This is a genomic window from Tsukamurella serpentis (assembly GCF_054780975.1).
In genome coordinates, this window is record NZ_BAAGVH010000002.1 from 38,174 (window position 1) to 57,556 (window position 19,383).

Here is a 19,383-nt window from a genome sequence, read left to right on the forward strand (position 1 = left end):
ACTCTCCTACTCGGAGCGTTCGGCCGGTTGCGCCGCCGCGGCCGCTCGTACCTGCGGCGCCAGGGAGGCGACCTTGCCCAATACACCGTTGAGGTAGGTCGGTGATTCGTCGGTGGACAGTTCCTTGGCCAGCTCCACGGCCTCGTCCACCACGACCGCCGGCGGTACGTCGACGGCGTTGAACAGCTCCCACACCGCGATCCGCATGATCGCGCGGTCGACTGCGGGAAGTCGTTCCAGGGTCCAGCCGGTCAGGTGCGAGGAGATCACCGAATCGACCTGGTCCTGGTCGAGGCCGACGCCGGTGACCAGCGTGGCGGTGTACTCGGAGACCGGTGCTACGGCCGCATCGTCGGCAGCCAGACGGCGGCGCTCGTCGAGGAGACCGTCGAGATCGGTGACGCCGCGCGCCTCCGCCTCGAAGAGGAGATCGACGGCTCGCTTGCGCGCTCGGTGTCGAGCGCCCGACTTCTTCGGGCCCTTGGAGCGCGAATTCTCAAACTGCTCGGGCACTTAGGAGTTCACGCGCCCCAGGTAGCTGCCGTCACGGGTGTCGACCTTGAGCTTGTCGCCGGTGTTGATGAACAGCGGGACGTTGATCTCTGCGCCGGTCTCCAGGGTCGCGGGCTTGGTGCCGCCGGTGGAGCGATCGCCCTGCAGGCCCGGGTCGGTGTGCTTGACCACGAACTCCGCGGAGATCGGGAGTTCGACGAACAGCGCCTCTCCCTCGTGCATCGACACCTGGACCTGCATGTTCTCCAGCAGGAACTTGGCACCGTCGCCGACCTTGGCCTCGTCGAGGTTGATCTGGTCGTAGGTCTCGCCGTCCATGAAGACGTAGTCGGAGCCGTCGTGGTACAGGTAGCTGAAGTCACGGCGGTCGACGGTGGCGACCTCGACCTTGACGCCGGCGTTGAAGGTCTTGTCGACCGTCTTGCCGGAGACGACGTTCTTGAGCTTCGTGCGCACGAAGGCGGGACCCTTGCCCGGCTTCACGTGCTGGAACTCGATGATCTGCCAGAGCTGGCCCTCCTGGTTGAGGACCAGGCCGTTCTTGAAATCAGCAGTCGATGCCACGTTGTGTCGATTCTCCTAGAGTGCGATCAAGTCTTTGGTGGTGCGGGTCAGCAGTTCCGGTCCGCCGCCGCGGACCACGAGGGTGTCCTCGATGCGGACTCCACCGCGGCCCGGGAGGTACACACCCGGCTCCACGGTGACCACAGCACCGTCGGACAGTGTACCGCTGCCGAGTTTGCCCAGCGTCGGGGCTTCGTGGATCTGCACGCCCACTCCGTGCCCGAGGCCGTGCAGGAACTGCTCGCCGTAACCTGCGGCCTCGATCACCGACCGCGCAGCGGCATCCACTGCGCGAACGTCGGCGCCGGGAACCAGGGCCTCCCGGCCGGCGGTCTGTGCGGCCCGCACCAGGTCGTAGATCTCACGTTGCCACGCCGCGGGTTCGCCGAGCACGAAGGTGCGCGTCTCGTCTGCGTGATAGCCCTGGTAGAGGGCGCCGAAGTCGATCTTGACGAAGTCACCGGCGGCGAGGACGGCCTCGGTGGGCCGGTGGTGCGGGATCGCCGAGTTCGCTCCGGCGGCGACGATCGTCTCGAACGCGACCGCCTCCGCGCCGAACTCGTACATCAGGTTCTCCAGCCGCCGGGCGACCTGCCGTTCGGTGGAACCGGGCGTGATCGCCCCCTCCTCGACCAGGGCGGCGAGAGCCTGGTCACTGATCGCGCAGGCCCGGCGGAGCAGTTCGATCTCGCCCTGGTCCTTGACCTCACGCAGCCGCTCGACCAGGCGGGCGGTGGGTACGAACCGAGGGCCGTTCTCGCCCGCGAGGCGGCTGTGGTCGGCGTAGCTCAGCGCCGTCGCCTCGAAGCCGACGGCACCGACCCCCGCTTGCTCCGCCTCGGCGAGGAGCGCCTTCGCAACGTCCCGCTCGATGACGGCGCGCAGGTCACCGGACTGTTCGGCGACCTGGGTGAGGTACCGCCCATCGGTCGCGATCGCGTCACCACCGGGATCCGCACCGACCAGCAGCGCGGCATTGGAACCGGTGAATCCGGAGAGGTAGCGCACGTTGTCCAGGTCGGTGACCAGGAGCGCATCCAGCGCGGGCTCGTGACCCGCGAGCGCGGCTCGCAGGTTCTCACGGCGGCGGGCGTGATCGTCGATGGCGGCGGGCATACCCCTCAGGGTATCGCGCGAGCGAGCACGGTGACCTCGTCCGCGACCGAGAGAGTCCCCATCATCAGCGAGAACGGCTTGATCCCGAAGTCGGTCTGGGCGACGGAGACGACGGCGGCGAGGGTGCCGGACGGTTGATCCGGCTCGTGACGCAGCGCGAACTCGCACGGCCGCGCTCTCCCGCAGATGGTGAGTGTTCCGCGGACATCGAAGCCCCCATCGGCGGAGTCGACGGACGTGGAGTGGTACTCGATCAGAGGGAAGTCCTTGACCTTGAGCGAGCGATGCGCGTTGGCGGTGGCGACCGCGCGCTCGGGTGCGGAGAGTGGGGTGAGTCCGCCGTGCCCGGAGATCACCTGCAGTGACGAGGCCTCGACGGTGACGTCGATACGGGTCGGGCGACCGTCGTCGGTTCCGACGACCGTGCGCCACGTCGCGGGCGCGAGCACCAGACGGTGCCCGAGTCTCGCGGAGCGACCCGCGACGTCGGTGTGCACCTCGAGTACGCCGGAGTCCTGGTCGATGGTGGTCTCGCTCACGCACTCGACGGTACGCCGCCGGAGGGCTTGACGATCGGGACGACCGTGCCGCTCAGCGCTCGCGGACCTGCTCGGGACGTTCACGGTCGGCGTCGGTGACACCCTGCACGGAGACCACGCGGTGCTCGGTGATCTCCCGGAAGTCGCGACTGAACCACGCTCCGTCGATGTCGGCCTTCCACTTGGCGGGCGTCCCGACGTAGACGCCCGGCTTCATCTCGTCCCCCTCCCGGGGCGCGAGCAGGGTTCCGTGGGCGGCCAGCACCGAGTGCGCCGGCATCGCAGCCCCTTGGAGCAGAACGGTGTTGCTCGAGACGAGGGCGGACTCCCCCAGCTCGACGCGCCCCACCGTCTGCATCGCGGTGGTGAGGACCGGCTCATGGGTCTGCACCGTGACCCGGTTCCCACCGAGCGACGACAGCGCTCGCAGAACAACAGTTCCGGAGCAATCGATATAGCAACGACTTCCGATCCGCGCCCGGAATCCGAGGTAAAGGGTTCCGGACCGCGGGTCGATTCCCTGATAAATCGGATGCGCCGAAATCCAATTCCAGGAACCGATGTCCGTCTCGTCGTCGAGTTGCAACAACGACAACCCGCGGAAGACGTTTCCAACGGCGATGTACGCATCCCGCCCGATGATGACATCGCGAACACCGAACACCAGATTCGGCGCTATTCGGGCATCCGGATGCACGTTTCGGCCGAACCTTTTGAGAATGCGATTCTTCGTCCGCGACGCGGGGAGCAGCCAGCACAGTAGCTCTAGGTACCTCACGATGCGATCTCCTTCTTCATACCTAAGACACTGCGCGCCTGCTTGATTCGGCGCATCGATTCAATAAGACTGTAGCGGTTCACTCGAGCCGACAACGCCGGCCGTTCACAGCAGGGAGATTCGGCATGCCTCGCTCCAGCGGGACCCCGTCCACGAAAGCAATCGCCATCGTAGCGGTCGTATCCCTGGTGGCCAGCGCGGCCGCATTTCATTTCAGCCAGACGACGAGCCGACATTCGATCTCCACCGTCGCGTCCACGAATCTGCCTTTCGACATGCCCACCTCCGCGTCGGATCGCCGCGTGTTCGCTCATTACATGCCGAACTTCCCGATCTCGTACGACAATGTCGACGGCGCATCGGACTACTACGCCACCCAATTGATGACCCCGGGCGGCGAGAACGGGAAGCACGCGGCCTACGGCGGCTACCTCCGCGACCGCCCGGCTCCCCGTGCTCCACTTGCCGGTGACTGGAAGACCGCCGATCTGAACACCGATATCGCTCAGGCACGTTCGGCCGGCATCGACGGCTTCAGCGTCGACATCATCCTGCCGTCCACCCAATCGGACGTGCCCCTGAAACTCCAGGCGGCGGCAGCGGCGACCGGCAACGGGTTCAGCATCATGCCGATCGCCGACATGGCCGGCCCGCTCGGCGGTCTCAGCCCGGCGGCCTTCGTCGACGAGTTCGCCCGCTACCTGGTCTCGCCCGCCGTGACCAGACTCCCCGACGGCCGCCCGGTGCTGAGCGCCTTCCTCGCCGAACGCCAGAACGTCGCCTGGTGGACGACCGTTCTCACGCAGCTCGCCGGCAAGATCGGCAAACAGGTGGCGTTCGTGCCGATCCTGCTGGACGCCAACACCCACCTGGAGACGTTCGCCCCGATCAGCTACGGGCTCAGCGCCTGGGGCGGCGCCCGCAGCCCCGGTGCCGCGGACCCCGGATCGAGCGCACGCGGCACCCTGGTCGATCTGACCCGCCGTGCACACGCAGCGGGCCGGATCTGGATGGCTCCGATCTTCTTCCAGGACAACCGGCCCAGTCAGGGCCGCTTCGACGAGGCGGTCGGCTCGGCCGCACTGCGCAACACCTGGAAGATCGCCACCGATCAATCCGCGGAGTGGACGCAGATGATCACCTGGAACGACTACGCCGAGACCACGTCGTTCGCACCGTCGCTCAAACACCGGTGGGCCCTGCTCGATCTCAACGCCTACTTCCTCACCACGTTCAAGTGGGGTCCGCCGACGATCGTGCGCGACATGGTCTACGTGGTGCACCGGACCCAGTCGTTCGCGGCCCGGCCGGTCTATCCCACGCAACGGCTGATGTACCCGGGGCCGGGCAGTAACGCCCCCCAGGACACCATCGAGGTCGTGGCCTTCTCGACCGCGGCGGGATACGGTGCGGTGGCGGTCTCCGGCGCGATCACACCGTGCTCCATACCCGGCCGCGGTGTGACCACCTGCAACTTCCCGCTCGGTACCGGTGACATCGCCGCCGGGATCTTCCGGGACAATACGTGGGTCGCGGTGACCTTCTCCAGCAATCAGGTCACCTCGACGCCCTACGTCCAGGACGAGCAGTACGTCGTCGCGTCGAGCGGGCGCTGAGTACGACATCGGACTAGACGTAGACGCCCGCCGGGGTGGCGGTCTGCCGGCTACGGTTGACCACAGCGCCGACGATCGGCGTACCGGCCAGTTCCGCCTCGCGCGCCGCTTGCGCCAGGAGCGTGGCATTGGTCCGGCCGGCGACGGCCACGACCAGCACACCGTCGGCTTCCGCCACAGCCGAAGCGAACTCGGCGGACCCCAGATCGTCCGGTCCGGTGACCACCGACACCGTCGCATTCCTTTGCCGCAGTTGCGTATCCAGCAGTGTTGCGACCCCCTCGGCATCCGCGTCCGCGGGCACACCGACCACGAGCAGGGTGCCCTGCTCACGGACCCGCTCCCCGAGGTTGACCGCGATCCGTCCGACGGCGTCGGTCACCTCGTCGTCCACGTCGTCACCGGAGAGCGCTGCAGCGGGCGGAATCACGCCCAGCACCGGCGCCCCGACGGCGTTCTCCACCTGGCGACGCGAACGGACCCGGCGATCGCAGTACTCCAGGAGCCAGATCGCCAGCAACGAGAGCACCACCGCACCAGCGCCGGCCGCGCTCAACAGGACCCACAACTTCATCCCGGTGGTGGTCGCGTCACGCGCGTCCGCGGGTGAGACGAGGGTGGCCAACGGCGGCACGTCCGGGTTGTTCTGCACGTGCTCCATCTGCGCGACGTAGTCGGCGAACACCGCCGCGTAGCCGTTCGCCAGGTCCGCGGCGTGCTGGGCGTCCGGGTCGGTCACCGAGATGGTCAGCAGCACGGTGTCCTTGTTCGAGGTCGCGGTGGTCTTGGCGATCAGCTGACCGGGCGTCTCGCCCACCGCGAGCCGCTTGATCACCATCCGGGCGAGATCGGGACTGGTCACGAAGTCGCGGTAGGTCTGGATCCGCTGGCGCGAGAACAGATCACCCTGGTAGGCGCTGGCCGAGGTCTTCACATCGGGTGCACGCAGGAACATCGTCGCCGAAGCCTGCTTCTCGGGTGGGAAGAAACCCACCGTGAGGCCGACTGCGGTCGCGGCCAGCGCCAGCGCGAGAACGGGCACGTACCAGCGCCGCTTGAGCACGTTCCAACCGAGCTTGAGGTATTCCACAATCACTGTCCGTTCACAAGAGAGGTTTCGGGGATGAGTTCACTGACACCGGAATCCGGTGGTTCCGGGGCGATCACGGCGCCGACCGGTTCACGGCGGAGCAGGTCGAGATCCGCGAGCAGGTCCGCGAGCTCACTCGCCGAACCCTCCGGAGGTACCGCCAGCACGCACGAGCCGGCGCTGGTCGCCACACCGAGCGGGACCGCAGCGCCCTCGGCGGATCCGGCCGCGATGAGGACGACGTCCGCCGCTCGCGTCAGGTCCCCCAACGCCTCGGCGAGCCCCGAGGACCCGACGTACCCGGCGATCGCCTCGGGTGGCATTCCGAGTGCGAACCGTGTCACACCGGCGGTCCCCGCCATCGGCTCGCCGACGAGTGCCGGTTCTCCGTCCTCCGATCCGGTGGCCACCGATTCCGCACGCACCACGCCCACCTTCCGGCCGGTCGCCGCGACCGAAGCGGCCAGACGCTCCGCGGAATCCACCGCGTAACCGGCCGGCCCCGGAGCGATCACCGCGATCACCGGGGTGTCGTCGGTCGCATGGGCACCGCGCCGGGAGCGCTCACCGGTGTCCTTCCCGATCGCCAACAGCAGCCGCGCACGCGCCTCGTCGACACCGTGCCGGTCACCGAGGTCACCGAGTAGCGGCAGACCCCCGACCGTGTGCCCACCATCGACCCGTTCCACCCGGACCCTGCCCCTACGCACCGCGACGACGGCCGTCAGTGCGATCGCCGAGCCGAGAGCCGCTCCGCCGACGAGCATCACCAGCAGGTGCGGCGTGGTGGCCCGTGCAGGGGCCACCGCTCCCGTCACCAGAACCGGCTGGACCGGGGAGTTGGCGTTGGTGGTCGGCCGTTCGACCTCGCGGATCGCGTCCGCCAGACGACGCGCCACCGCGTTCGCGATATCGGCCGCCCGCTGCGGATCATCACTGACCGCACCCACGTCGAGCATCACCGAATCGGTGACCAGCCGGGTCGTCACCGACGAACGCAGGTCGGCGGCGCTGCCCGCACCCAGGTCCTTCGCCGCAGGGCCGAGAACCTTCGTCGACTCCGCGAGTTCGAGGTAGGAGGACATCCGCTGCTGGGTGAACTCGTCGCCGTAGGCGGTGGCGTTCGCTGCGGCCTGCTCGTCGCCGATGCCGGTCGAGTCGTTCCATTCCGGCGTCGCGATCATCACGCGCGCCGTCGCGCTGAAAGACGGTGGCCACAGTGCCGCGACCGCACCACCGCAGGCGCAGCCCACGACGAGTCCGAGCAACAGCCACCGCATGATCGAAGATCGCACCGAGCTCATCACTGGTCCCTCCTCACTGATTCGTCCTCACTGGTTCGTCCTCACTGCCCGAGCCTGAGCCCGAGTGCCTTCAACGCCGTCACCATCCGGTCCGCGTAGTACCGGTTCCCCTCGGCACCGGGGTGGATCTTGTCCCGCCACAGCAGCGGTTTCAGGTCGCGCCCACGGAACCAGCCCTCCGCGACCGGGTCGATCACGTACCCGCTGATGTCCTTGGACGCCGCGACGATCGCGTCCCGGATCCCCGGCTCGTTGGGCGGGATCAGATCGGTCACGTACGTCGGGACGACGGTGACCACCGCCGCCTTCGGGAAGGCGTCCCGGAGCGCCCGCAGGAACTGGTGGATCCTGGGCGCGACCGTCGTCGCCGGCAGACCGAGGTCGTTGCGGCCACCGTCGACGATGATCACGTCGGGGTGGAAGGACGCCTTGATCTGGTCGATGCGACTGATGAAGGGCGGCCGCATCGTATTCGGCGAGTACCCGCTGCCGCCGACGGCGTCGATCCGGCCGATCCAGCCCATGTCCTGCGCGACGAGTGTCCAGTACAGCGGGAACGACGGGTCGCCCGCGCCACCGACGAAACTGTCCCCGATCATCAGCATCGAAACCGGTCGGCCGATCTGATCGGAATCCGATGTGGCGGGCGTCGCGGACCCGGTGGTCCGCTGCCAGGCGAAGGTGATCGACACGGCGAGCACGATCACCGAGACCGCCACGATCATGACGTACAGCGCGGCGGCGCGGGACTTGCGGGCGCTCATGGCCGCCCCCTCTCCGGTAGCGGCTGCAGCGATCTGGGTATCAACCGTTCCGCGGGCGCCATTACCTGTTTTCGTGGCGGGTATCTCCGGACCGCCAAGTAGCACAGGTAGACCACCGTCAGATAGGACATCGCCTGCAGCAGTGAGCCGCGCAGCAGGATGAGCATGTAGAACGGCATCACGCAGCCGATGATCCCCGGCATGGGCAGCTGCCGAAGCTGCGCGTCGAGCTTGGTGTCCCAGCGGTACAGGGCGTACCCGACTACGAGGAAGACGCCGATCACGGCGATGATCCCACCGTTGAGGTAGGCCTCACACCACAGCGGCGCAGACAGATTCGTGAACCGGTAGCCGCGCTGGTTGGCGATCAGGATGCCGCTGTCGACCGGCTTGTCCGGCCAGAGTGCACGCGGGAAGAACCACAACAGCACCCCCAGGAACTGCCGTCCGACGCTGAGCCCGTCCCGCTCGACGATGGTGATCGCGTTATTCACCTGTGCGAACGAGTCGTAGTCCGCCGACAACAGCGAGTCGAGCGGGCCCTTCGACTTGAACTCTCCACTGGTGGAGTAGCGGAAGGCGTCGGCCAACGGGAACAGCAGCACCAGGGCGCAGACGAAGCCCAGCGCCACCACGCGGAACCGTGCCGATGTCGCGAACAGGCCCAAGGCGGCGAGTACTGCGAGGATCGCCGTGCCGGCGAGGTACCGCGCGTTCGAGATCGGGTTCAAGGTGTCGGCGAGCAGCAGCCCCGCGACCACCAGAAGCAGGCCCACCAGCCAGAGCCGTTTCCGGTCCGCCGGATCGCCGGTCGCCCGCATGATGCGCCACAGTCGCATCAGTGCCAGCACCGCGACCAGGATGGTCATTCCGACGGACGAGCGGATCAGCACACCACCGGCCCCGGAGCCCCACACCGCGACGTGGTTGTAGTAGGCGTCGTACCTCGTCATGGCGAACTGCGCGAACCCCACCGAGGACAGGTAGACCACGTTGTACGCGATCGCCACCAGCGACAGCGCCACCACCCGCCAGTACGACAGGTCACCGTAGACGCCCGCGGACGCGCCCCCGTCCGCCGGTGACGCGGCTCCCGCCCCCTCCGCGTGGCCGGCCCGGAGGGCTGCACGTTCGGTCGAGGGCCGTCTGCGCGCCAACGCGGCACCGACGAAGAAGGCGACGATCCCGATGAGAACCACCGCCGTGGCCCGGTTGTTGGCCGTCCAATCGGTGCGCAACACGGTGTCCGGGAACGAGTGCTGGCGCAGCTGCGCCATCGGTGCCAACCCCATGAAGACATAGGTGAAGACCCAGAAGGTCATCTCGAACAGCCGCCGCTCTCCCGCGCCCACGAGGAAGGCGAACCGCACGGACACCACCGTCGTGACCACCAGCGTGCCGAGCCAGTCCGGTTCCGACGGCGATGCGGTGGTCGAGATCAACAGTCCCGGGATGAGGACGGCCATGAGCACCAGGGTCCAGGTCCCGATCACCGTCTTCCACCCGGGTTCCGGAAGCACCCGGCGCCGGCGGCGGATACCCGACCGGCCCGGTATCCGGCCGGCCGCTGGGGACGCTTCGGAGGTGGCGAGCGCGGTGGACGTCGCCGGCCGGTCCGCGACCGACCGCGGGCGCCACGGCCGCAATGCGATCAGCGCGACCGCGACGATGATCGCGGTGGACACCGCGATCGCCACCGCGACCGCGAGCGCGGTGTGCAGCACGAACGCGGCGCCGGTGCACAGCGCCAAGGCCAGCGCCACGTGCGCCAGCTTCATGACGAGCAGATCCCGGCTCAGTTTCAGGGCGCGGAGCCACGTCGATATCGCGAACAGTAGTGCGCTGATCGCGTACTCCACCGCCATCACCGCGATCACCGGACGAGCAGGGAGGAACGTCTCGCCCAACAGCAGCCGGCCGATCGACGCCGGTAGCGCCGCCGCCACCAGGCCGAAGATCAGTGCACCCGCAGCGGAGACGACGGCGATCTTCAGCAGCAGCGACCAGGTGCGCTCGCCGGCGGCGCCCGATCGGCGCGCAGCCGGAATCACCACCAGCGGAATCGCGGCGGTGAGTACCGCGAACGGCGCGAGAACGGCTACGGCGCCACGTAGCGCCCCGGCCGAGGCGTTCCCGATCACCGCACCGCTGATCAGTAGGACCGCGAGAACACCGAGTTGTTCGAGACCGGCGTCGAGCCCGAACCGCACCCGGTGCCACAGATCCTCCCGACACCACTGCACGAGCCCCGCGATCCGCGGACGGATCCGAAGCCGAACCGCCATGCCGGCGGCGGCGACCAGGCCGAGCACAGCCCAGCCGGAGATCAGCACACCCTGGTCCAGCGAGGACGGCACGAACCAGGCGGTCACGAGCAGCGCCGCGGATCCGGCGAACCACAGACCGTCCCACGTCGCCGCGACCCGAGGCGCTCCCGAGCCGATCGCCACGTACCGCAGGCAGTCCTGCATCATCACGAACGGCGCGACCACGCCGAGCACGATCGCCTGCGGGTGTCCCCCGGCCACCGTCCACACCACGATGATCGCGCCCACCACGAGCCCGGCCCCGGCCGCCACCGACACCGCGAACCGTCCCTCCGCATGCACCCCGTCGGCGCCCCGGTCGGCGGCCAGCAACAGGGGTGTTCCCAGCGCGCCGCGCAACAGGCCGATTCCCGCGGCGAGGAAGGTGAACAGCAGTGATAGGAAACCGAAGTCGTCGACGCCGGTGACCACCGCGAGGGCGTACAGGATCAGCCCGTTGCTCAGGCTCGCGAACACCTGGTCCGCCGAGCCCGCGAGCGCGTTCTTCTTATCCACCGGCACTCGCCCAGACCTTGTCGAAGGCGCCACGGGTGTCGGCGGCCGCGTGGTTCGAGTACAACTCGAACGTTCCGAAGGAGCCGCGCCAGGTACTGATCCGGTCATCGGTGATGATGCGCTGGGAGCCGTCGGGCAGGGTGAGTTCGGCGGTGGAGCCGTCGAGCTTCACGCGCGCCTCGTACGACTGCTTGCCGTCCTCGCGCAGCTGCGTCTTGAAGGCTCCTGCGGCCAGGACCACCAACGGTGCGGTCGGATCGGTCGGCTGCACCGCGAAGTTCCAGTTGATCGCATTGATCACCAGGTGCACCGGAAGTGGCGTCACCGGTTGCGGAATCCGGTTCTCGACCTTCGATGAGACGATCAGGGCCACCGCTCCGGCGTTGCCCTTCGGAGCCGGGTCACCACCCTTCACCGGGGGAAGGAAGGTGAAGCGCGCACCGATCTCGGTGATCGGCCGCCGCAGGTCCGGGGTGCTCAGGTAGGCGGCGGCCGATTCCGCTGCGGTCGGCACGAACACGAGCCGTCCTCCCGCCACTCGCATACGGCTGCCCGGATCGGTGGGTGCGGCCGGTGAGACCATCGTCGGCAGGCCCGGTCCGAACTCCCCCGGTACCGCGCCGTCCGGTGTCTTGGCGAGGTCGAGCGAGACGGACAGCCCCGGCGGCGGGGTCCGGTCGCCGCGGGTGAATCCCCACCAGCATGCGGCGACCGCGGCGATCACCGCGATCACGATCGCGGCGATGATGCGAGTCCTGCTCATCCGGCCTCCTCCTGATACGTCGCGACGAGATCCGCGACGATGCCGTCCATTCCGTACTGCGCCTGTACCGCTGCGCGGCCGCGCCGGCCGCACGCGGCCGCCGCATCGGGATCGGCGAGCAGGTCGCCGATCGCGTCCGCCACCGTGCCGACGCCCACTTCGACCACCCGGCCGCAATCGGTCCGGCGCACGAAGTCCGCGAGGCCCCCGTCATCGGAGACCACGACGGGGGTACCCACGGACAGGGCCTCCACGATCGTCATGCCGAAGGGCTCGCGGACCGCCGGAGCCACGAAGACCGCGGCTCCGGCCATCCGGGCCGGGACCTGCTCGGGCGGTACCGGCGGTTCGCGCCGCAGACGGTCCTCGCCGAATCCCTCGGAGCGGGCCACCGAGACGAGGGCGTCCACCTCGGACTCGGCTCCCTCTTCGGGCCCGGCCACCCGGAATCGGGCCTGGACTCCCCGCCGCAGCAGCTCCAGTGCGGCTGCGGCGAAGACGCCGGCCCCCTTACGTGGATGCAGCCGCGCGAGGAAGAGCACCTCAGGGGGCAGCGGACGCACGGCGGTGTCCCGCTCATCGGCCAGGATCCCGTTGCGCAGCAGCCGCACTCGCGCGGATGTCGGACCGAGAACGGCACGCAGGTCGTCCGCCTCCCGCTGGTCCAGGCAGTAGGCGGCGCGGGCGTCGCCCACCACCGATCGTGTCCAGATCCGATCGATCGGGCCGAACGCCGGGTTCGACCCCGCGATGATCATGCCGTGGGTCTGCACCACGTACGGCACCCCCGCCCTGCGGACCGCGATGGCCGCGGGCATCGTGACCAGGTCACGAGCGAGGTGCACGTGCACCACGTCGAAACCGGACACCACGCCCCGCAGCCACCGGTTCAGTCCCCTGGCCCGCATCGCCGCGTAGCCGGGGATCGGGAGCACCCGATGCGCGGGGAACAGTCGTGCCGGTACCCCCGAGATCTCGGTCGGTGCGGTGTCGTAGCCGGTGGCCCCTGCGGCGAGCACGACCTCGTGGCCCGCGGCGCGTAACGCCCTGGCCTGGTTGATCGCCACCGACAGGGGCCCGCCGAAGGCCCCGTCCGGTGACACCAGTGTCACCACGGACAGGATCCGCAGTCGCCGTCCGGGCCCGGTCACGCGGGGGCCTCGATCCACGCCGTGACCTCGCGCAGCGCGCGTTCGATGCCCTCACGCACCCGCTCGGCCGGGAACCGGCCACCGTCGAAGGTGGCGGTCACGTTGAGTACTCCCCGGCCCTCGGTCACCGCGACCGCGATGTGCGCCGGGGTACCGGGGCCGACAGCCACCGCGTGCACCGCGGGTCGGTCGTCGTCGATCCAGTGGATCCTCCGCAGTGCCGGGGCCTGGGACAGGTCGGTGATGGTCAGGTGCGCCGGCCCCTCGGTGCGGGTGCGCGCCGCGGCCGCCGTGCGCCGAGGCAGCGCCTGCCGGATCCGGTGCACCGGGTACCGCACGACGAGTGAGGTGAGCAGGCGGGCGACGGCGCGGGCCGGTCGCACGGATGCGGTGAGCGCGCTTTCGAAGGTTCCCAGGCTGTCCGCCGGACGCAGCGGTACGTCGACGACGGCGAAGACGTTCGCCAGTGTTCCCTTTGCGCCGGGACCGGTCGCGCGACGCAGGTCGACCAGCATCTCCACCTCGTCGACGAGGTCGAAACCCGCTGCGACCAGGCCGCCGTGCAGGTGGAAGGAGATCACCGCCGCCCGGCTGAGCGGGGCGTCCCCCGACTTGCGGCGGGCGTCGAGACGGCCGAGCAGGTCGGCTCCGGAGCGCACGGTGACCACGGCGAGCGCGCCTTCCTGCGCCGCCGGTGCCGGGGCGGCACCTGCGGGAGTGTTCCGGCGCTGCACGATCCGGCGGCCGACGCGCTGCAGGTTCGCCAGGATCGCAGCGGTGAACTCCTCACGGTCCTCGGCGAGGGCCTGCCGAACCAGGGCCCGCATCGGGTCGGCCAGGCCGAGCTCGGGGCGCTCTCGGGTCCGGTCGTGGTCCGCCGCCCCGGAGACCGTGGAGATGATCGCGGCGTACAGGTTGCCGTCGCCCATCCCGTGGTCGTAGGCGAACGAGACGTACCCCTGCGCCGATCCCACCTCGACGGGCCGCGCGTGCGGACGGCTGATCAGATCCGCCAGCAGGTCCTCCAGCCCGGCCACGGTGATCCGGTCGGTCACCACGTAGGCGTCGTCGATCCGGCTGTCGTACTCCCAGATCCGGGAATCGGTCCGGGGACGCAGGCCGATGCGTGCCTGCGCCCCGAGTTCGTCGGCCAGCGCCTGCAGGCAGCTGTGCACCTCGTCGGGCGAGCCGCCCTGCACAGGGCCGATGATCGCGGCGCAGTAGTCGTGGGCGTTGAGGACGTCGAGCGGACCCACCCGAACGCCCTCCCGCGCCGCCGTCCACGGCACGCCCCGGCCGGCGCGCCGCGCGGCCCCCTCAACCACGGCCACGACCGATGGCGGCGAGGTCGGTGCACCAGTGCTCGTAGGCCGAGATCGCGGTGCTCTCGTCGAGCACCTCGGTGGCGTACCGCACACCCGCGGCGCCCATCCGGCGGCCACCGTCGGCATCGGCGGTGATCGCCAGTGCCGCGTCGCGCAGGGCGGACGGATCGGCGGGCGGGATCACCACACCGAAACCACCGGTGCGGATCTCGTGCGCCGATGCGCTGTCCGAGCGAGTGGCGGCGAGGACCGGGCGCGCGGCGGCCGCGTAGGTGGTCAGCTTGCTCGGTACCGCCATGTCACCGACCTCGGGCAGTTCGTTGACCAGGAGGACGTCGGCGGCGGCGACGGTGGCCACGAACTCCGGATCGGGCAACGGACGGACGAATTGCACCGCATCGACTCCGAGTGCCGCGCGCTCCAGGCTCTCGCGCTGGTTGCCGTCACCGAGCAGGACGAAGCGCAGGCGCCGGCCGTCGCTGCGACGGCCCGCCTCGACCACGTTGTCGAGACCCTGCTTGGCGCCCATGTTCCCGGCGTGCAGAACCACCGTCTCGTCATCCGGCCAACCCAGCTCCCGGCGGCGGGCCAACCGGTCGCCTTCGCCGATACCGGCGAAGGCAGCGACGTCCACGTGGGTCCAGTTCCGGATCACTCGAACCCGCTCCGGGGGCACCCCCATACCGGTCACCTGCTCGGCGAACTTGTCGTGGATCACCGCCACCGACGTCGCGCGCAGCAGCGTCCGGCGTTCGAGCCCCGCGACCAGCCCGGCGACGGGACCCGCCATCGCCCCCGTCTCGACCACCCCGAGGCCGTACAGATCCTGGACCAGCACACCGACCGGGATCCGGGCGGCGCGGGCCCGGGCCACCGTCGCGGCGGCGGACAACAGCGAAGGGCTCACCACGAGCACCACGTCCGGCCGTTCCCAGCGGGCGCCGAGGACCCGCGCCGCGAAGCCCGCCTCCATCCGGATCCGGCCACGGGTGCCGGTGCCGGGCTCGACGGCGAGCGGGTGTCGCACCACGGTGACCGGGCCGTCGTCCTCGACGACCCGCCCGCGTCCCCGGTACTCGGGCGCCACCTCCCACTGCGGGTAGTGCGGAAATCCGGTGTGCACCGTGACCCGGTGGCCGAGAGCCGCGAGTCCACGGGCGGTGCCGGCGGTGTAGGGAGCGATGCCGGTGGGTTCGGGCGCGTAGTTCACACCGACCACGGTGATCCTCATCGGACTCCCTTCACGATGGCTGCGGGTGCCACAACGGTCTCTCCGGGGGCCACGTCGGAGACCACCAGTGCGGTCGCACCGACCGTGGCGCCATCGCCGATCCGGACGCCGCGCAGCACGGTGGCCCGGGCGGCGACCCACACCGACGAGCCGATCTCGATCGGACCGTTGTCGAATTCGAACGTGGGACTGTCACGGTCGTGACTGCCGGTGCACAGCAGCACCTCCTGCGAGATGCAGGTGTCGGCGCCGATCACCACGGGTTCGATGTTGAGGATCCAGGCGCCCTCTCCGATCCAGCTGTTCGTACCGATGGTGAGCTTCCAGGGCCAGTGCACCTTGACGTCCTGCCGGATGAAGACACCGTCGGCGATCGAGGCCCCGAAGGCGCGCAGGATCCGCACCCGCAGCGATGCCGGGCACCACCAGCGCTGCACGATCGTCGTTGAGACCGCGAGCCACAGCGCCTGAACCGGCAGCGGACGGCCCTTGTCGTAGCCGGCTCCGGTGAAGCCCGCGAGATCGAACCGGTTCATTCGGCCCTCCTCCCACAATCGTTCGGGGCCGGACGGTCGGCGAAACGCTCGGCGATCCACTGCGCGAAGGCCGCGTCGGGCACGGTCTCGGCGTGCCCGACCCCGCGACGCACCACGTGCTGGACGGTGCCACCCAGCGCGCAGGCGCGCGCCACGGCGGTATCGGTCCATGCCGGCAGGATCACGTCGTCGTCGTCACCGTTGACCACCAGCAGCGGCGCCGTCAGTGGCGCCTGCGGCAGTGAATTGGCGCGCAGGAGGTCTCGATACTCGGTGGTGTCACCATCGGTGACCGGCTTGAAGTCCTGCGGACGGAGCTTGCCGAGCCCGGATCGGGCGGCGCCGTCGCATCCGAGGATCGCGGTGGACGTCGCGGCTCCGCTCAGCACCCGCGACGGATCGAAGCCGTACGCCCGCTGCAGGCCCGCCACGATCATCGCCGAGACCCCCGCCTGGTTCGCCGAGAGTGTGCCCTCCTGCGCGCGCACCGCGATCCCGCTGATATCGGCGGCGGGCGCCAGCGTCGCGGCGCCCAACAGCTTCAGGCCGGCACTGTAACTCGGGTCGTGCTCGGCGGCCGCCCAAGCGGCTTGCCCGCCTTGGGAGTTTCCGACGGCGACCCACCGGTTCGAGACCGACGGCGCGAGCCGGCGCAGTGCCCGCACGGCGTTGATCACATCGTGCGCCGCCGTCCGCGGTTCCAGGTACGGATGGGTCCCGGCCTGATCGTCGGGCCCGAGTCCGGTGTAATCGGTCAGGGCCACCGCGTAACCGGAGTCGAGCAGTTGGGTCACGGTGCTCGCGAAGCCGCGGAGATCCGCACTCGTCGAGGGGCCACAACCGCTCTGAATCCCGGTGGTGCCGTGAGCGAAACTGACCGCCGGCCAGCCCCCGCTCGGCGCAGCGCCGCGCGGCACGAAGAACGAACCGCTCACCACGGAGGGCTCGCCGGTGGTCCCGCTCCGGGATCGGTAGGTCGCCCGGACCGCGAGCGAGGACGCGGCCACCACACCGGCGTCGAGCGATCCGAAGTTCTGCCGCCCGGCGATCTCGCCGACCTGATCGGCGTCGCCGGTGGGGTGTGCGGGTGTCGACCGAGGCAGCGGCGGCAGGGGCCTGCGGGAATCGGACTGCGTGCCTTCGGCGAACGGCGAGCACGCCGTGACGGTGAGAGCAATGACGACGGCGCCGGCCGCCGCGGAGAGGACGCTCCGGCGGAATCCGGCCATCAGCTCCGCACCAGATCACGGTTCACGGAGTACCACGCGACCGTCTCGTCGATACCGCGACGCAACTTGATCGCGCTCGACCAGCCCAGATCCGCGAGCCTGCTCACGTCGAGCAGTTTGCGGGGCGTACCGTCGGGCTTGGAATCATCCCACTGCGTGACGCCGCCGTACCCGGACGAGTAGGCCACCATGGAGGCGATCTCGGCGATCGTGTGGTCCACCCCGGTACCCACGTTGACGTGTGAGGCCCCGTCGTAGTGTTCGAGCAGGTGCAGGCACGCCGAGGCCATGTCGTCGACGTGCAGCAGTTCGCGGCGGGGAGTACCGGTCCCCCAGTTCACCACCACGTCCGCGCCCTCGTCGACCGCCGCGCGGTAGCGCCGGATCAGTGCGGGCAACAGGTGACTGCCTTCGGGCGAGAAGTTGTCACCCGGGCCGTAGAGGTTGGTCGGCATCGCGGAGATCCACGGCAGGCCGTACTCGCGGCGCACCGCCTGCACACCGATGATGCCGGCGATCTTCGCGATGGCGTAGGCGTCGTTGGTCGCCTCGAGAGCGCCGGTCAACAGCGAATCCTCACGGATCGGTTGCTCGGCGAACTTCGGGTAGATGCACGACGACCCGAGGAACAGCAGTCGCGGCACCCCCGCCGCGAGTGCACCGTCCATCACGTTCGTCTGGATCCGCAGGTTGTCGGAGAGGAACTCCACGGGCTCTGCGTTGTTCGCCGCGATGCCACCGACCTTCGCCGCCGCGAGGACCACGATGTCCGGCTTGGCATCGGCGAGGAAGTCCATCGTGGCGGCACGGTCGCGCAGGTCCAACTCGGAACTGGGATATCCGGTGATGTTCGTGTGTCCGGCGGCGACCAGGGCCCGCACGATCGACGAACCGACCAGGCCGCGGTGCCCTGCGACGTAGACCAGCGCATCCTTGCGCAGCGGGCCGGCGACGAATTCGGCGCTCATGCGGTCGCCCCACTGAAGACGGGGCGGTCGACCCACTGCCGGCCGGCGCACTCGAGGGCCGCGATGTCGGCGTCGACCATGATCCGCGCCAGTTCCTGTGCGTGCACCTGCGCCTTCCAATCGAGCAGTTCGGCGGCGCGGGCGGCGTTGCCGATGAGCGCATCGACCTCGGTGGGACGCAGATAGCGCTCGTCGAACCGGACGTGCTCCTCCCAGTCCAGGCCGGCGTGGTCGAAGGCCGTGACAAGGAACTCCTTGACGGTGCACTGCACGCCCGTCGCCAGCACGAAGTCGTTCGGCTCGTCGACCTGCAGCATTCGCCACATGCCCTCAACGTATTCGGGGGCGTAGCCCCAATCCCGGATGGCGTCGAGATTGCCCATGTACAGGTGCTGCTCCAGACCAGCCTTGATCCGCGCGACCGAACGGGTGATCTTGCGGGTCACGAACGTCTCTCCGCGACGCGGGGACTCGTGGTTGAACAGGATCCCGTTCACCGCGAACATGTCGTAGGCCTCGCGGTAGTTGCGAGTCATCCAGTACGAGTACACCTTCGCCGCGCCGTACGGCGAGCGCGGGTAGAAGACGGTGTCCTCGTTCTGCGGCGGGGGCGTCGCGCCGAACATCTCCGACGTCGACGCCTGGTAGTAGCGGCAGTCCACTCCGGACATCCGAACCGCCTCGAGCAGCCGGGTGGTGCCGATACCGGTGGTGTCACCGGTGTGCTCGGGTTCGTCGAAACTCACCCGTACGTGCGACTGGGCGGCGAGGTTGTAGACCTCGTCCGGCGCGACGTCCGAGAGCAGGGTGACCAGCCGCGCCCCGTCGCTCAGATCGCCGTAGTGCAGGAACAGCTTCGCGCCCTCGTCGTGGGAGTCCTGGTAGAGGTGGTCGATCCGCGCGGTGTTGAACGTGGAGGCGCGACGGATGATTCCGTGTACCTCGTACCCCTTGGCGAGCAGCAGCTCGGCAAGGTACGAGCCGTCCTGGCCCGTGATCCCGGTGATCAGTGCCTTCTTGGTCATCAGGTGTCGTCCTTGCTGTGTCGGAGCGCGATGCTCGGTCGGAGATGGT

The 19,383-nt window shown here is 69.3% G+C and carries 19 protein-coding genes; 2 read left to right on the top strand and 17 right to left on the bottom strand.

The window, feature by feature from the left end; translation table 11 throughout:
• Nucleotides 1-6: 6 nt before the first annotated feature.
• Genes nusB through ACYVHG_RS02620 form a run of 5 tightly spaced genes read right to left on the bottom strand, consistent with a single transcriptional unit; the run spans nucleotide 7 to nucleotide 3,123 of the window.
• Nucleotides 7-513: a transcription antitermination factor NusB gene (nusB, locus tag ACYVHG_RS02600; RefSeq protein WP_461165886.1), complete on the bottom strand. Its 507-nt coding sequence runs from the start codon at nucleotides 511-513 to the stop codon at nucleotides 7-9.
• Entirely contained in the window at nucleotides 514-1,077 is a 564-nt protein-coding gene (gene efp, locus ACYVHG_RS02605) for an elongation factor P (RefSeq protein ID WP_461165887.1), read from the bottom strand.
• Between the two features lie 15 nt (nucleotides 1,078-1,092).
• Nucleotides 1,093-2,193 (bottom strand): M24 family metallopeptidase, encoded by a 1,101-nt coding sequence (locus ACYVHG_RS02610; protein ID WP_461165888.1) that lies wholly within the window; start codon nucleotides 2,191-2,193, stop codon nucleotides 1,093-1,095.
• A 5-nt stretch (nucleotides 2,194-2,198) separates the two neighbouring features.
• Nucleotides 2,199-2,732, bottom strand: a complete 534-nt coding sequence (locus ACYVHG_RS02615) for a YceI family protein (RefSeq protein ID WP_461165889.1) — start codon at nucleotides 2,730-2,732, stop codon at nucleotides 2,199-2,201.
• Nucleotides 2,733-2,784: 52 nt separating this feature from the next.
• Nucleotides 2,785-3,123 (bottom strand): hypothetical protein, encoded by a 339-nt coding sequence (locus ACYVHG_RS02620; protein WP_461165890.1) that lies wholly within the window; start codon nucleotides 3,121-3,123, stop codon nucleotides 2,785-2,787.
• On the opposite strand from ACYVHG_RS02620, the gene ACYVHG_RS02625 reads away from it, so the two are divergent.
• Together ACYVHG_RS02625 and ACYVHG_RS02630 are read left to right on the top strand one after the other, a co-directional pair.
• Nucleotides 3,112-3,495: a hypothetical protein gene (locus ACYVHG_RS02625; protein WP_461165891.1), complete on the top strand. Its 384-nt coding sequence runs from the start codon at nucleotides 3,112-3,114 to the stop codon at nucleotides 3,493-3,495. The genes ACYVHG_RS02620 and ACYVHG_RS02625 overlap by 12 nt on opposite strands.
• 332 nt (nucleotides 3,496-3,827) lie before the next feature.
• Nucleotides 3,828-5,126: a glycoside hydrolase family 71 protein gene (locus ACYVHG_RS02630; protein ID WP_461165892.1), complete on the top strand. Its 1,299-nt coding sequence runs from the start codon at nucleotides 3,828-3,830 to the stop codon at nucleotides 5,124-5,126.
• Nucleotides 5,127-5,139: 13 nt separating this feature from the next.
• Here the strand turns inward: ACYVHG_RS02630 and ACYVHG_RS02635 are convergent, their stop codons facing one another.
• From ACYVHG_RS02635 to gmd, 12 genes are read right to left on the bottom strand one after another with little or no spacing between them, the layout of a single operon-like run.
• Entirely contained in the window at nucleotides 5,140-6,216 is a 1,077-nt protein-coding gene (locus tag ACYVHG_RS02635) for a YveK family protein (RefSeq protein WP_461165893.1), read from the bottom strand.
• Between the two features lie 2 nt (nucleotides 6,217-6,218).
• Nucleotides 6,219-7,520, bottom strand: coding sequence for a YveK family protein (locus ACYVHG_RS02640; protein WP_461165894.1), 1,302 nt, complete (start codon nucleotides 7,518-7,520; stop codon nucleotides 6,219-6,221).
• 41 nt (nucleotides 7,521-7,561) lie between these two features.
• The gene (locus tag ACYVHG_RS02645; RefSeq protein WP_461165895.1) at nucleotides 7,562-8,284 is read right to left on the bottom strand and encodes an SGNH/GDSL hydrolase family protein; all 723 of its coding nucleotides are present in this window, start codon (nucleotides 8,282-8,284) and stop codon (nucleotides 7,562-7,564) included.
• Nucleotides 8,281-11,106: a hypothetical protein gene (locus tag ACYVHG_RS02650; protein ID WP_461165896.1), complete on the bottom strand. Its 2,826-nt coding sequence runs from the start codon at nucleotides 11,104-11,106 to the stop codon at nucleotides 8,281-8,283. Before ACYVHG_RS02650 ends, ACYVHG_RS02645 begins: the two co-directional genes overlap by 4 nt.
• The gene (locus ACYVHG_RS02655; RefSeq protein WP_461165897.1) at nucleotides 11,099-11,869 is read right to left on the bottom strand and encodes a hypothetical protein; all 771 of its coding nucleotides are present in this window, start codon (nucleotides 11,867-11,869) and stop codon (nucleotides 11,099-11,101) included. The genes ACYVHG_RS02650 and ACYVHG_RS02655 overlap by 8 nt, the downstream gene beginning before the upstream one ends.
• A complete protein-coding gene (locus tag ACYVHG_RS02660) occupies nucleotides 11,866-13,020 on the bottom strand; it encodes a glycosyltransferase (protein WP_461165898.1) in 1,155 nt (384 codons plus the stop codon). Before ACYVHG_RS02660 ends, ACYVHG_RS02655 begins: the two co-directional genes overlap by 4 nt.
• On the bottom strand, nucleotides 13,017-14,345 hold the full coding sequence (locus ACYVHG_RS02665) for a hypothetical protein (RefSeq protein WP_461165899.1): 1,329 nt from the start codon (nucleotides 14,343-14,345) through the stop codon (nucleotides 13,017-13,019). The genes ACYVHG_RS02660 and ACYVHG_RS02665 overlap by 4 nt, the downstream gene beginning before the upstream one ends.
• Complete coding sequence (locus ACYVHG_RS02670) at nucleotides 14,338-15,576, bottom strand: glycosyltransferase (protein ID WP_461165900.1); 1,239 nt, start codon at nucleotides 15,574-15,576, stop codon at nucleotides 14,338-14,340. Before ACYVHG_RS02670 ends, ACYVHG_RS02665 begins: the two co-directional genes overlap by 8 nt.
• On the bottom strand, nucleotides 15,573-16,112 hold the full coding sequence (locus tag ACYVHG_RS02675; RefSeq protein WP_461165901.1) for an LbetaH domain-containing protein: 540 nt from the start codon (nucleotides 16,110-16,112) through the stop codon (nucleotides 15,573-15,575). Before ACYVHG_RS02675 ends, ACYVHG_RS02670 begins: the two co-directional genes overlap by 4 nt.
• Nucleotides 16,109-17,341: an alpha/beta hydrolase family protein gene (locus tag ACYVHG_RS02680; RefSeq protein ID WP_461165902.1), complete on the bottom strand. Its 1,233-nt coding sequence runs from the start codon at nucleotides 17,339-17,341 to the stop codon at nucleotides 16,109-16,111. The genes ACYVHG_RS02675 and ACYVHG_RS02680 overlap by 4 nt, the downstream gene beginning before the upstream one ends.
• Complete coding sequence (locus tag ACYVHG_RS02685) at nucleotides 17,341-18,309, bottom strand: GDP-L-fucose synthase family protein (RefSeq protein ID WP_461165903.1); 969 nt, start codon at nucleotides 18,307-18,309, stop codon at nucleotides 17,341-17,343. The genes ACYVHG_RS02680 and ACYVHG_RS02685 overlap by 1 nt, the downstream gene beginning before the upstream one ends.
• Nucleotides 18,306-19,334, bottom strand: coding sequence for a GDP-mannose 4,6-dehydratase (gmd, locus tag ACYVHG_RS02690; protein WP_461165904.1), 1,029 nt, complete (start codon nucleotides 19,332-19,334; stop codon nucleotides 18,306-18,308). Before gmd ends, ACYVHG_RS02685 begins: the two co-directional genes overlap by 4 nt.
• Nucleotides 19,335-19,383 lie beyond the last annotated feature (49 nt).